The sequence below is a fragment of the Nocardiopsis sp. SBT366 genome, from assembly GCF_001083815.1.
GTDB classification, from domain to species: domain Bacteria; phylum Actinomycetota; class Actinomycetes; order Streptosporangiales; family Streptosporangiaceae; genus Nocardiopsis; species Nocardiopsis prasina.
This window is the reverse complement of record NZ_LAVM01000001.1, coordinates 138,828-151,884: the sequence shown is the minus strand read 5'-3', so window position 1 is coordinate 151,884 and position 13,057 is coordinate 138,828. Positions and strand designations below refer to the sequence as shown.

Below are 13,057 nucleotides of genomic sequence, written 5' to 3'. Positions count from 1 at the left end.
GTTCGGGTACGGCCCCTTTCGTGATTCTCGCCCTGTTTTCCTCTTTCGTTGTCGCGCCGATGAGCGCATCCGCGCGCGGGATTGATCACAATGGGTGCATGACTGATCACAGCAAGACGTCGAGTCGGCGCGACCAAGCACGACTCGGCACCATCGGCAGGGGCGCCCTGCGGGCCGCGGCCACCGCGACGGCGGGGGCGGTGGTGGCCGTCCCGCTCTTCTGGGGGTGGGGGTCGGCGGTGGCGGCCGAGTGGGACGCCCCGGCTCCAGCACCGCTGAGTGACGGCGGGTTCGTGACCGAGGGGGGACGGTCGGACTCCGATCCAGCAGTGGAGGGAGCGGCCCCGGGGGCGGACACCCGGGAGGACCGGCCGCGGGCCGACCCGGAGCCCCGGGGCGGCTACGGGTACGGCTACTCGGAGCCGGAGCCCCAGGACGGCCGAGGCCACACCGAACCGGGGCCACACACGGATCCGGAGACGGAGGCGAAGTCCGAGCCGAAGCACGGGTACGCCCCGGACGGGTACGCGGAACCGGATCCGGGTCATTCGACCCCCGGATATCCGGAACCGACCCCCGGGTACCCGAGCGCCCCGCCCTCCCCGAGCCCGTCGGAGAGCCCGAGCCCGTCACCCTCGCCCAGCCCGAGCGAGCCACCGCGCCCGTCGCCCTCCCCGAGTGAGAGTCCGTCTCCCTCACCCGGCCCGTCGGAGGGCCCGAGCGCGCCACCCACCGCTCCGCCGACCCTGCCCGTCACCGGTGCGGGCGCGGTCGTCCCGGCGGTCGCCGGTCTGCTGACCACCGCCGCCGGTGTCGCCGCCCTGTTCGTCGGCAGGCGCCGCACCGAACTGGACTGATCCGTACGAGAGGCGGGGCCGGGGGTGCTCCCCGGCCCCGCCTCTCAGTCCCCGGTCACCTGTGGGCATCCAGGTGGTAGACGGGCGCCCGTCCCGGGAAGGTGCGCAGGTTGGGCACCGAACCCGGGCTGTGGTTGCTCGGGGTCTCCGGTTCCGGCCGGGGTCCACGGGTGCCCCGATAGCGCAGGTAGCCGCCCACCGCGATCGCGAAGGCGGCCACGGCGAGCAGCCCGGCCACCACCCAGACCATCGGCACCACCCGCTGGACCTCGTGGACGGCGGAGGCACAGGAGGACAGCGACGCGTCCGCGGCGGGGCGCAGGCAGACGGTGGAGACCGGTTGCTGGGCACCCTCGGGCACCTCGGTGAGTTCGCCGACCACGGTGAGGGCCGCGCGCTCCCCCGGCTCGAGGGGCTGGACCCACTCGGCCCGCCCCTCCTCGACCCCCTCGGGGGCACCGGAGACGTAACGCATCGAGGGGGGCAGGAACTGCACCACACGCGCGTCCGGAAGCGCCTCGACTCCGGCGTTGCGCACCTTGACGGTGTACTCCACGCGGTCGCCCGGGCGCAGTCGATCCTCCGACCGCTCCTGGACGGTGACGTGCAGGCTCCCGGCACCGGGTACCGGCCCGTCGTCCGTCTGGACCGGCTGTCCGGGCAGCGCGATCAACGCGGCCAGGCCCAACGCCGACACCGCAGCTGGCACGGCCATGGTGTTCCCCCTCCACATGGCACCATTAATGACTTTCTGTGCATAATTAATAACACAGAGTAGTCAAACGGTGCGTAGGGCATGCGGCGGGTCCCGGACACGGCCGAGGGCGGGTGGCCCACGGCCACCCGCCCTCGGTACTGGTACGTCTCCTAGGCGCCGACGAACGAACGCAGCGCGGCGGCGCGGTCCGTGCGCTCCCAGGTGAACTCCGGCAGCTCACGGCCGAAGTGACCGTAGGCGGCGGTCCGGGAGTAGATCGGACGCAGCAGGTCCAGGTCGCGAACGATCGCGGCGGGACGCAGGTCGAAGACCTCCTTGACCGCCTTCTCGATCAGCTCCGGCGCCACCCTCTCGGTGCCGAAGGTCTCGATGAACACACCCACCGGGTGGGCCTTGCCGATCGCGTAGGCCACCTGGACCTCGGCGCGCTCGGCCAGCTCGGCGGCGACGATGTTCTTCGCGACCCAGCGGGTGGCGTAGGCGGCGGAGCGGTCCACCTTCGACGGGTCCTTGCCCGAGAAGGCGCCGCCGCCGTGGCGGGCGTAGCCGCCGTAGGTGTCGACGATGATCTTGCGGCCGGTCAGACCGGCGTCGCCCATCGGGCCGCCGATCTCGAAGCGGCCGGTCGGGTTCACCAGGAGGCGGTAGTCGTCCGCGTCCAGACCGTAGGCGGCGACCATGGGCTCGATGACGTGCTCCCGGATGTCCGGGGTCAGCATCTCCTCCAGGTTGATGTCCGCCGAGTGCTGGCTGGAGACCACGACGGTGTCCAGCCGGACCGGGGTCTGGCCCTCGTACTCGACGGTGACCTGGGTCTTGCCGTCGGGACGCAGGTAGGGGACGGTGCCGTTGCGGCGGACCTCGGAAAGGCGCTCGGAGAGCGAGTGCGCCAGCTTGATCGGCAGCGGCATGAGCTCGGGGGTCTCACGGTTGGCGTAACCGAACATGAGGCCCTGGTCGCCCGCGCCCTGCCGGTTGAGGACGTCGTCCTCGTGCTCGACGCGCGCCTCGTAGGCGGTGTCGACGCCCTGGGCGATGTCCGGGGACTGCGCGTCGATGGAGACGTTGACCCCACAGGAGTCACCGTCGAAACCCTTGGCGGACGAGTCGTACCCGATCTGGAGGATCTTCTCTCGCACGATCGCGGGGATGTCTACGTAGGTCTGAGTGGTGACCTCACCCGCGATGTGGACCTGACCAGTGGTGATCAGCGTCTCGACGGCGACCCGGCTGCCGGGGTCGGTGGCGAGCATCGCGTCGAGGATCGCGTCACTGATCTGGTCGGCCATCTTGTCGGGATGGCCTTCGGTGACCGACTCGGAGGTGAAAAGGCGGCGGGACACGTTAAGTGACTCCTTGCAGCGGCTGCTGGCTGACATGTGTCGGGACGGCAATACCGACCGACGCGGTTGGTTATCGGTCCACTGTAACGGGACTGGTGGGGGCGGATGCGCGGCGGCGGGCCTCCTCAGCCGTTCGTCGGCACCCGAACGAGTCTGTCGTACTCAGCGGTAGGAATCCAGCGCGCCGAGCGGAAGTTTTGCCGAGGTGACGGTGACGCTCACCCGGATCGCGCTGTACGGCGGGGTTCCCTCCCCGACCGTGACGCTCATCCCGGAAGTCGTTCGACCACGAGGTCCCACACGCGGTCGGCGAGGTCCTCCTTGGGCCCTGTGGGAATGTCCACGGCGCTTCCGTCGGAACCGAGCACCGTCGCCTGGTTGTCGTCGGTGCCGAAGGCGCGCCCGCCGCCGACCTGGTTGACCACGAGCAGGTCGCAGCCCTTGCGGGCCAGTTTGGCGCGGCCGTTGTCGATCACGTCGTCGGTCTCGGCCGCGAAGCCCACGATGGTCTGCTCTGTGCCCTCACGCGTCCGGGAGGCCACCAGACCGGCGAGGATGTCGGGGTTCTCCACCAGTTCGATCGGAGCCGGGGCGTCACCGGACTTCTTGATCTTGGAGGCCGCGCTGGTGACCGGACGGAAGTCCGCGACGGCCGCGCTCATGACCACGGCGTCGGCGCCGGTGCGCTCGGCCTCCATGGCCTCGGCCAGCTCCACCGCGGACTCCACGCGCACCAGGCGCACCCCGGCTGGGTCGGGAAGGGAGACGTTGGCCGCGACCAGGGTCACGTCGGCTCCCCGGGCGGCGGCGGTGCGGGCCAGGGCGTATCCCTGGCGGCCCGAGGAGTGGTTGCCCAGGAAGCGGACCGGGTCGATGGCCTCGCGGGTGCCGCCCGCGGAGACGACCACACGGCGGCCCGCCAGGTCGGAGCGGGTGGCGCCCCGCCGCAGGACCAGGCGGGCGGCCTCGAAGAGTTCGGCGGGGTCGGGCAGGCGCCCCCGTCCGGTGTCGGCGCCGGTGAGACGGCCCACGGCCGGGTCCAGGACGACGGCTCCGCGCGATCGCAGGGTGGCCACGTTGGCCTGGGTGGCGGGGTGCTCCCACATCTCGGTGTGCATGGCGGGGGCGAACACGACCGGGCACCGCGCGGTGAGGAGGGTGTTGGTCAGCAGGTCGTCGGCGAGTCCGGCGGCGGCCTTGGCGAGGAGGTTGGCGGTGGCCGGGGCGACGAGGACGAGGTCGGCCGACTGGCCGATACGCACGTGCGGGACCTCGTGGACCTCGTCCCACACGCCGGTGGCGACGGGCTGGCCGGACAGGGCGGCCCAGGTGGGCTCACCGACGAAGCGCAGGGCGTCGGCGGTGGGCACGACCCGGACGCGGTGGCCGGACTCGGTCAGTCGGCGCAGCAGCTCGCACACCTTGTAGGCGGCGATGCCCCCGCCGACGCCGAGGACCACCTGGGGAACGGATTCTGTGTCACTCACACATGGAGTTCTACCAGGCCGCGCCCGCCGCACGCCCCGGGTGGGGGGTGCGACGGGCGCGGTCGGTGTCGCCCGGACAGGGCGTGCCCCGTCGGGGCGCTGAGTCAGTTGCCCTCGTACGGCTCGGCGGTGAGCAGGCCGGACTTGACCTCGCGCAGGGCGATGGACAGGGACTTCTCCTGGACCTGGGTCTCGACCAGCGGGCCGACGTACTCCAGCAGGCCCTCGCCCAGCTGCGCGTAGTAGGCGTTGATCTGGCGGGCCCGCTTGGAGGCCATGGTGACCAGGCTGTACTTGCTGTCGACGCACGCCAGCAGGTCGTCGATCGGCGGGTTGGTGATGCCTTCGGCGACGGGCTCGGTACCAGCCACTTCGTTACCCCCAGGGACGGTCTCCGGCTCGTCGAAAGCCGTGACGTTGATTGGATGAAAAGGTTCTAGAGGCCCGGAACGGGGCGGATGCGGCCGCCGCCGGAGATCGGCGCGGCCCGATTCGCACCCGACTATCACACCTTGGGCGCTGTCATCAACGCTAGCAGCTCGTCGCACACTTCCTGTACGGACGTGTTGACGAGGGTGGTGTCGAACTCCTTCTCGGCGGCGAGCTCGACCTTGGCGACCTCCAGTCGGCGCTGGACCACCTCGTCGGACTCGGTGCCCCGGCCGGTCAGTCTGCGGACCAGCTCGTCCCAGGAGGGCGGTGCGAGGAAGACGTGCAGGGCGTCGTCCATGGACTCGCGCACCTGGCGGGCTCCCTGGAGTTCGATCTCCAGCAGGACGGGGACCCCCGCGCTGAGGCGCTCCTCGACGGGACCGCGCGGGGTGCCGTAGCGGTTGCCCGCGAACTGGGCCCACTCAAGGAGCTGGTCCTCGGCGACGAGGCGGTCGAACTCCTCGTCGGTGACGAAGTGGTACTGGACCCCGTCGCGCTCGCCGGGGCGGGGCGCGCGGGTGGTCACCGACACCGAAAGCCACACGTCGGGGTTGACCTGGCGCAGGTGGGCGACGACGGTGCTCTTGCCCACGCCGGAGGGGCCGGACAGGACGGTCAGTCGTTTCTCGGCCGGTCGGGTCTGGTCTGCGGTCTGCGCAGGCATGTGAGTATCAGGCTTCCATTCGGCTCTCCGCCACGCGGTGGGCCGTGGGCCTCGTGGGCGCTGCCCGGGCCGGACCCGAGGTCCGGCGAGCACCGCGCGGGCGGCTCGTGCTGGCGTACTGGCGCGCAGCGTACGGTCGCGGGAAGCTCCCTTTATATCACCGAGCCACGGTGGGGGCGGACGGGGTGTGACCTGGGGTCCACCCGCCCGCCCCACCGTGGCGTCGAGTTGTTGCTCACCGCTTGCCGTGACCATTGGTGCGGCGGCTCCGAGCGACTGTGGGGGACGCGTCGGGGGCGGTGCTGGCCGGTGTCTCCACCGGACCGGTGTTACTTGGTGAGGTCGCCGAACTCGCTCTCGAGGGCGGCACGCTGGTTGGTGCCCAGTCCTCGGACACGGCGCGACTCAGCGATGTTGAGCCGCTCCATGATCTGCTTGGCACGCACCTTGCCGACACCGGGGAGGGATTCCAGCAGAGCCGAAACCTTCATCTTGCCGATGACGTCGTCCTTGAGTCCGTTGGAGAGGACCTCGGACAGCGAGATGCCGCCGTTCTTAAGCTTGTTCTTGACCTCCGCACGCTCTTTTCTGGCCTTGGCGGCCTTCTCAAGAGCCGCGCTGCGCTGCTCGGGTGTGAGGGGAGGAAGGGCCACGCCGGGTCACCTCGGTTTTCTACTCGTTTGTAGAGGGCGGACGCCTGCGCAAGTTAGTAGGTCTGACCCCTGTTAGGCAACGTAAAGTGCCCTTTCAAGGGCTATTTCATCGAAGGAACTACCCAGAGTCACGATCCAATTGCGGTCGGACACGAAAATCAGGACTTTGGTCCCGATTGCCGAGCTGGGAAAGCGCACCACCTGCGCAGGTCACCCTGCGGTGACTCGGGTCACTCTTCGCCGTGGATTACCGGTTTCGGACACGCCTAATTGGTGACCGTCCGTGATCCACAACTGTGAGTGATGGGACAGATGCGACAAATGAGACGTTCCCGCCCTCACCTCCCCCGAGTCCGGGCAGCCCACGGGTGCCCGGACCCGACCCCGGGTTTCAGACACGGGCCCCGGCGCGCCGCACGGCCGCCGCGATCGAGGCCGCCGCGGCACCCGGGTCCGGGGCACGGGTGATGGGTCGTCCGATGACCAGGAGGTCCGCCCCGGCCTCGATCGCCGCCTCGGGGGTGGCGACCCGCGACTGGTCCCCGAGGTCCGCCCCGGCCGGACGCACACCCGGGGTGATGAGCGTGACGTCCGGGCCCACCTCGGAACGGACCATCGCGACCTCCTGGGGCGAGCACACCAGCGCCCGCGCGCCCGCGCCCACCGCGAGCACCGCCAGGCGCCGCACCGCGTCCCGCGAGGGACCGAGCAGCCCCACCTGCTCCAGGTCCGCCTCGTTCATGGACGTGAGCACCGTGACCGCCGCGATCCTGGTGTCCGGCGCGGCCTCGACCGCCGCGCGGACCATGTCCGCTCCCCCGGACGCGTGCACGGTCAGGATCGAGGGCCGCAGTCCCGCGACCGAACGGGCCGCCCCGGCGACCGTGGCGGGGATGTCGTGGAGCTTCAGGTCGAGGAAGACCCCGACCCGGTTGGCGCCCCGCACGGCACTGATCACGTCGGGGCCGTAGCGCAGGTAGAGCTCCAGCCCCACCTTCACCGTGCTCACGTGTGGCGCGACCGCGGAGGCCCAGGTGGCCGCCGTCTCGATCTCGTTGGCGTCGATCGCGACGGCGATGGGCGCTGAGGGCGCGGTCATGTCGGTATCTCCAATCGTGTGCCACCGGCGCCGGGCCGGTGCCGGAAAAACATCCGTTCGTGCCTTACGTCCGTACTTACGCCCGTGCTTACACACGCACCAGCCGATGCACGTTCGCTGTCATGTGCACACCACCATGGTGTGCGGTTCCCCGGATCGGGCGCTTCATGCGCCCAACCCGCGTCACTTCCCCGTAACGGCCGCTCAAACGGACGTAGGCGCACGTTCTCCGCGAACCCACCCACGTATCCCCGCAGCACGCGTTCGGGCACACAGAGCCATCTCAGCGCCGTTCAGGCCGGTCAGGGGCCCCTGCGGGTGTGTGAACGGGCGGTCACAGTCCCGTTCCGGGACGGTGGGCGGCCCCCACCACCTCCGAGACCTTGGAGACGCCGCGCGCGTCCAGTGCCTCGGTGAACTCCCGCAGCACCCGCGTGCAGGCGGACGGATCGGAGAAGTTGACCGTCCCCACCGCCACCGCGCTGGCACCGGCGGCCATGAACTCCAGGACGTCCGTACCGGTGCGCACCCCGCCCACGCCGACGATCGGCACCTCGGGGAAGGCCTCGTGCACCCGGTAGACGCACCCCACCGCCAGGGGGCGGATCGCCGGACCGGACAGCCCGCCCATCCCCCCGGCCACCGCCGGGCGCAGCGTGCGCGTGTCCACGCTCATCCCCCGCAGGGTGTTGATCATGGTCAGCCCGTCGGCGCGGGCCGCCACACAGGCGCTGGCCAGCTCGACGACGTCAGGGACGTCGGCGGCGAGCTTGGCCAGGACCGGCACGTCCGAGCGGGCGTGCGAGCGCACCGTCTGCACCACCGTGGCGGCCTGGGCGGCGTCGTCGGCGAAGTACCGCCCCGTGGGGTCGGCCGGGTTCGGGCAGGACAGGTTGACCTCGATGGCGCCCACTCCCTCCGCCTCGGAGACGCGCCGCGCCAGCTCACCGAACTCACCCACGCCCGACCCCGCGATGGAGACGATCGCCCGCCCTCCCCTGGAGAGCAGCCAGGGCAGGTCCCGCTGGAGGAACACGTCCACCCCCGGGCCCTGCATGCCCGTGGTGCTGAGCATCCCGCTGGGGGTCTCCGCCATGCGCGGGGCGGGTCTGCCCGCACGCGGTTCCAACATCAACGACTTGGTGGTGACCGCGCCGATCTCCCCGATGTCGAAGAACTGCGACAGCTCACGCCCCGAACCCGCGCACCCGGCGGCGGTGACCACCGGGTTCGGGAGTTGGAGGGAGCCGAGCCTGGTCCTGAGGTCTGCGTTCACTGGCCTTCGCTCGCTCGCGGCCCGGCGCGGCACCGCGCCGGGCCCTCTCATGGCTCTGATGGGTCAGGCGATGTCGCGGGCCGACTCCGCCGCACGGGCCGCGCTGGACCCCTTCCACCCCGGGGCGCCCAGGGCGTCGAAGGGGATGGACCCGACGTCGTCGAAACGCACCTGCTCGCCCCGGAACACGGGGCCGTCCACGCAGGAGCGCACCATCCGGGTGATGCCGTCCTCGCCCACCACCGGGATCACGCAGGTCATACAGATCCCGATCCCGCACGCCATGGTCTCCTCGACCGCGACCTGCACCGGGACGCCGTGGGTGCCCGCCACCTGGGTGACGGCCCTGAGCATCGGCATGGGGCCACAGGCGTAGACCGCGTCCGAACGGGCCTCCTCGATCACGCGGCCCAGGACGTCGGTGACCCGTCCACGCGTGCCGAAGGAGCCGTCGTCGGTGGTGAAGGCGGCCGTCTCCGCGATGCGGCGGGCCGTGATGGCGCTGAACACGCGATCGGCGGAGGCCGCGCCCAGCACGAAGTCCACCCGGCAGCCGCGCCTGCGCAGGGACTGCGCCAGCGGGAACAGCGGCGCGCTCCCGGACCCGCCGCCGACGAGCACGCAGTTGACGGGGTCACGGGGCAGGGGGAAGGGCCGCCCGAGCGGGCCCACCACGTCGAGCAGGTCGCGTGATCTTCGTTCCGCGAGCCAGGCGGTCCCGGTGCCGCGCACCGCGAACAGGAACTCGACGGTTCCGCCGTAGTCCGGCTTGACGTCGTGGATCGCGAAGGGACGGCGCAGCAGCGTGCTGGAGTGGTCCCCGCCGACCGCCACCGAGACGAACTGCCCGGAACGGAACCGTTCGGCTATGCCCGGTGCGACGACGGTGATGGCGTAGTAGGCGTCCACCCTGCGCACGTTCAGCACGGGGCACCTGGTCTGCACCGGTCCGTTGTCGCTCATGTCTGGTGGTGGCCTCTCTGGAACTCGGCTTCACTGTCCGGGTGCCGCGCGGTTCGCGCGGCACCCGGACAGTGCCTGCTGTGGGCCTCCGCTCCGCTTCAGCCCGTGTCCGGGTACCCGGAACTGCCGGGGATGTGGGTTGAGGCGAGCACAGCATCCTCGTCCACGCCTGGCTCGTTCCTCGCCGACGGCTCGACTCGTCCCGCACTTGCTGCGGGAGGTCGGCCCGGCGGTACCCGGACTTCTACAGCCTAGGAGTTCCGGCGGCTCTCCGTGAGCGACTGGGAGTGCTCCTGGAGGGAGCGCACCCCGAGGTCGCCGCGAACGCGGGCCTCGATCGCCTGCACGGCGGCGGCCAGGCCCTGCACGGTGGTGACGCTGGGCACCCCGCGGGAGATGGCCGCGGTTCGGATCTCGTATCCGTCCAGACGAGGACCGGACTGGCCCGCGCTGCCGAACGGGGTGTTGACGATCAGGTCCACTCCGCCGTCGTGGATGAGCTGCACGATCGTGCGTTCGCCGTTGGGTCCGGTGCCCGCGCTGTGCTTGCGCACCACGGTGGCGTGGACGCCGTTGCGGCGCAGCACCACGGCGGTCCCCTCGGTGGCCAGGATCTCGAAGCCGAGGTCGGCCAAGCGCTTGACCGGGAAGATCATCGAGCGCTTGTCCCGGTTGGCGACCGACACGAACACCTTGCCCTGGGTGGGCACGTCTCCGTTGACCGCCAGCTGGGACTTGGCGTAGGCCGGGCCGAACCCGGTGTCCAGGCCCATGACCTCACCGGTGGAGCGCATCTCGGGGCCAAGGACGGTGTCGACGCCCTCGCCCTCCTTGTTGATGAACCGGTTGAAGGGCAGCACGGCCTCCTTCACCGACACCGGGGCGTCGGCGGGCATGTCGCCGCCGTCGCCCTTGGCGGGCAGCATGCCCTCGGCGCGCAGGTCCGCGATGCTGCTCCCGGCCATGACGCGCGCCGCGGCCTTGGCCAGCGGCACGGCCGTGGCCTTGGAGACGAACGGGACCGTGCGGGAGGCGCGCGGGTTGGCCTCCAGGACGTTGAGGACTCCGGAGGCCAGCGCGTACTGGACGTTGAGCAGGCCCCGGACCCCGGTGCCCCGCGCGATGGCCTCGGTGGAGTAGCGGATGCGCTCGATGTCCTCGCTGCCCAGGGTGATGGAGGGCAGGGTGCACGCCGAGTCGCCGGAGTGGATGCCGGCCTCCTCGATGTGCTCCATGACGCCGCCCAGGTACAGGTCCTTGCCGTCGTAGAGGGCGTCGACGTCGATCTCGATGGCGTCGTCGAGGAAGCGGTCGATCAGGACCGGGTGCTCGGGGCTGACCTCGGCGTTGCGCTCGATGTAGTCGGCGAGCATCCGCTCGCTGTAGACGATCTCCATGCCCCGGCCGCCCAGCACGTAGGACGGGCGGACCATGACCGGGTAACCGATCTCGTCAGCGGCGACCTTGGCCTGCTCGAACGAGTAGGCGGTGCCGTACTTGGGCGCGGGCAGTCCGGCCTCGGCCAGGACCCTGCCGAACTCACCCCGGTCCTCGGCGAGGTCGATGGCCTCGGGGCTGGTGCCGATGATGGGCACCCCGGCGTCCTTGAGGCGGCGGGCCAGTCCGAGCGGGGTCTGGCCGCCCAGCTGGACGATGACGCCGACGACCGGTCCGGCGGCCTGTTCGGCGCGCACGACCTCCAGGACGTCCTCCAGGGTGAGCGGCTCGAAGTAGAGCCGGTCGCTGGTGTCGTAGTCGGTGGAGACGGTCTCGGGGTTGCAGTTGACCATGACGGTCTCGAACCCGGCCTCGGAGAGGGCGAAGGAGGCGTGGACGCAGGAGTAGTCGAACTCCACGCCCTGGCCGATCCGGTTGGGGCCCGATCCCAGGATGATGATCTTGGGCCGGTCTCCGGTGGGGACCTCGGTCTCCTCGTCGTAGCTGGAGTACAGGTACGGCGTCTCCGCCTTGAACTCGGCCGCGCAGGTGTCCACGGTCAGGTAGACGGGGTGGATGCCCAGGGCGTGGCGGAGTTCGCGGACGACGTCCTCGGGCCTGCCGGTGATCTCGCCGATCTGGACGTCGGAGAAGCCGAGGCCCTTGACGTCGCGGAGCAGGGCGGCGTCGAGCTTGGGCGCGCTGGCCAGGGCGCGGGCGGTCTCCTCCAGACGCAGCATCTGGTCCAGGAACCACGGGTCGATCTTCGTGGCCTCGTGCAGCTCCTCGACGGTCGCACCGGCACGGAGGGCCTGCTGGACCTGGCGGAGGCGGTGCTCGGTGGGCTGGGCGGAGCGGCGCAGGAGCTCGTCCTTGTCGCCGGGGTCCCCGGCCCAGGTCAGGCCGACACCGGCCTTCTCCAGCGACCGCATGGCCTTCTGAAGCGCCTCGGGGAAGGACCGGCCGATGGCCATGGCCTCGCCCACCGACTTCATGGTGGTGGTGAGGGTGGGGTCCGCGCCGGGGAACTTCTCGAAGGCGAAGCGGGGGACCTTGACGACCACGTAGTCGAGCGTGGGCTCGAAGCTGGCCGGGGTCTCCTTGGTGATGTCGTTGGGGATCTCGTCCAGCGTGTAGCCGACGGCCAGCTTGGCGGCGATCTTGGCGATCGGGAAGCCGGTGGCCTTGGAGGCCAGGGCCGAGGAGCGGGACACCCGGGGGTTCATCTCGATGACGATGACCCGGCCGGTGGTGGGGTGGACGGCGAACTGGATGTTGCAGCCGCCGGTGTCCACGCCGACCTCGCGGATGACCGCGATGCCGATGTCGCGCAGCTTCTGGTACTCGCGGTCGGTGAGGGTCATGGCCGGGGCCACGGTGATGGAGTCACCGGTGTGCACGCCCATGGGGTCGAGGTTCTCGATGGAGCACACGACCACGACGTTGTCGTTGGTGTCGCGCATCAGCTCCAGCTCGTACTCCTTCCAGCCGAGGATGGACTCCTCCAGGAGCACCTCGGTGGTCGGGGAGAGCGCCAGGCCCTGGCCCGCGATGCGGCGGAGCTCGTTTTCGTTGTGGGCGAATCCGGAACCGGCGCCGCCCATGGTGAAGGACGGGCGCACGACGACCGGGTAGTCGAGTTCCTCGGCCGCGTCCAGGCACTCCTGGAGGTCGTGGCAGATGCGCGAGCGGGCGGACTCGCCGCCGATGCGCTCGACGATCCCCTTGAAGACCTCGCGGTCCTCGCCGGACTGGATGGCGTCGATGTTGGCGCCGATCAGTTCGACGTCGTACTTGGCCAGGATCCCGGCCTCGTGCAGGTCGACGGCGGCGTTGAGCGCGGTCTGCCCGCCCAGGGTGGGCAGGAGCGCGTCGGGGCGCTCCTTGGCGATGATCTTCTCGATCATCTCGGGGGTGATCGGCTCGACGTACGTGGCGTCGGCGATCTCCGGGTCGGTCATGATCGTGGCCGGGTTGGAGTTGACCAGGATGACCCGCAGGCCCTCGGCCCGCAGGACACGGCAGGCCTGGGTGCCCGAGTAGTCGAACTCGGCCGCCTGCCCGATCACGATCGGGCCGGAGCCGATCACGAGGACGGATGAAAGATCACTACGGCGCGGCATGCTCT

Annotated in this window: 11 protein-coding genes; 1 reads left to right on the top strand and 10 read right to left on the bottom strand. The window is 70.7% G+C overall.

The window, feature by feature from the left end:
* The first annotated feature begins 98 nt into the window (after positions 1-98).
* Positions 99-857 (top strand): LPXTG cell wall anchor domain-containing protein, encoded by a 759-nt coding sequence (locus ADX84_RS00700; RefSeq protein ID WP_049565693.1) that lies wholly within the window; start codon positions 99-101, stop codon positions 855-857.
* A gap of 55 nt (positions 858-912) precedes the next feature.
* Here the strand turns inward: ADX84_RS00700 and ADX84_RS00695 are convergent, their stop codons facing one another.
* The 10 genes from ADX84_RS00695 to carB form a co-directional block, all read right to left on the bottom strand.
* Positions 913-1,572 carry a DUF11 domain-containing protein gene (locus tag ADX84_RS00695; protein ID WP_049565690.1) on the bottom strand — a complete coding sequence of 220 codons (660 nt, stop codon included), beginning with the start codon at positions 1,570-1,572 and terminating at the stop codon, positions 913-915.
* 152 nt (positions 1,573-1,724) lie between these two features.
* The gene (gene metK / locus ADX84_RS00690; protein ID WP_049565687.1) at positions 1,725-2,918 is read right to left on the bottom strand and encodes a methionine adenosyltransferase; all 1,194 of its coding nucleotides are present in this window, start codon (positions 2,916-2,918) and stop codon (positions 1,725-1,727) included.
* A gap of 266 nt (positions 2,919-3,184) precedes the next feature.
* Positions 3,185-4,378, bottom strand: a complete 1,194-nt coding sequence (gene coaBC, locus ADX84_RS00685) for a bifunctional phosphopantothenoylcysteine decarboxylase/phosphopantothenate--cysteine ligase CoaBC (RefSeq protein ID WP_049565684.1) — start codon at positions 4,376-4,378, stop codon at positions 3,185-3,187.
* Between the two features lie 131 nt (positions 4,379-4,509).
* Positions 4,510-4,776: a DNA-directed RNA polymerase subunit omega gene (gene rpoZ, locus ADX84_RS00680; protein ID WP_049565681.1), complete on the bottom strand. Its 267-nt coding sequence runs from the start codon at positions 4,774-4,776 to the stop codon at positions 4,510-4,512.
* Positions 4,777-4,910: 134 nt separating this feature from the next.
* Positions 4,911-5,501, bottom strand: a complete 591-nt coding sequence (gene gmk, locus ADX84_RS00675) for a guanylate kinase (protein ID WP_049565678.1) — start codon at positions 5,499-5,501, stop codon at positions 4,911-4,913.
* A gap of 329 nt (positions 5,502-5,830) precedes the next feature.
* Positions 5,831-6,154 (bottom strand): integration host factor, actinobacterial type, encoded by a 324-nt coding sequence (gene mihF / locus ADX84_RS00670; RefSeq protein ID WP_017546565.1) that lies wholly within the window; start codon positions 6,152-6,154, stop codon positions 5,831-5,833.
* A 391-nt stretch (positions 6,155-6,545) separates the two neighbouring features.
* Entirely contained in the window at positions 6,546-7,253 is a 708-nt protein-coding gene (pyrF, locus tag ADX84_RS00665) for an orotidine-5'-phosphate decarboxylase (protein ID WP_049565673.1), read from the bottom strand.
* 334 nt (positions 7,254-7,587) lie between these two features.
* Complete coding sequence (locus ADX84_RS00660; protein WP_049565670.1) at positions 7,588-8,529, bottom strand: dihydroorotate dehydrogenase; 942 nt, start codon at positions 8,527-8,529, stop codon at positions 7,588-7,590.
* Between the two features lie 63 nt (positions 8,530-8,592).
* Entirely contained in the window at positions 8,593-9,492 is a 900-nt protein-coding gene (locus tag ADX84_RS00655) for a dihydroorotate dehydrogenase electron transfer subunit (protein WP_049565667.1), read from the bottom strand.
* Between the two features lie 251 nt (positions 9,493-9,743).
* Positions 9,744-13,052 carry a carbamoyl-phosphate synthase large subunit gene (gene carB / locus ADX84_RS00650; RefSeq protein ID WP_049565480.1) on the bottom strand — a complete coding sequence of 1,103 codons (3,309 nt, stop codon included), beginning with the start codon at positions 13,050-13,052 and terminating at the stop codon, positions 9,744-9,746.
* Positions 13,053-13,057 lie beyond the last annotated feature (5 nt).

Excerpts from the sequence above, each read along its gene's own strand:
- ADX84_RS00700 (WP_049565693.1), top strand. The coding sequence starts at position 99 with ATGACTGATCACAGCAAGACGTCGAGTCGGCGCGACCAAGCACGACTC.
- ADX84_RS00695 (WP_049565690.1), bottom strand. The coding sequence starts at position 1,572 with ATGGCCGTGCCAGCTGCGGTGTCGGCGTTGGGCCTGGCCGCGTTGATC.
- gmk (WP_049565678.1), bottom strand. The coding sequence starts at position 5,501 with ATGCCTGCGCAGACCGCAGACCAGACCCGACCGGCCGAGAAACGACTG.
- pyrF (WP_049565673.1), bottom strand. The coding sequence starts at position 7,253 with ATGACCGCGCCCTCAGCGCCCATCGCCGTCGCGATCGACGCCAACGAG.
- ADX84_RS00655 (WP_049565667.1), bottom strand. The coding sequence starts at position 9,492 with ATGAGCGACAACGGACCGGTGCAGACCAGGTGCCCCGTGCTGAACGTG.
- carB (WP_049565480.1), bottom strand. The coding sequence starts at position 13,052 with ATGCCGCGCCGTAGTGATCTTTCATCCGTCCTCGTGATCGGCTCCGGC.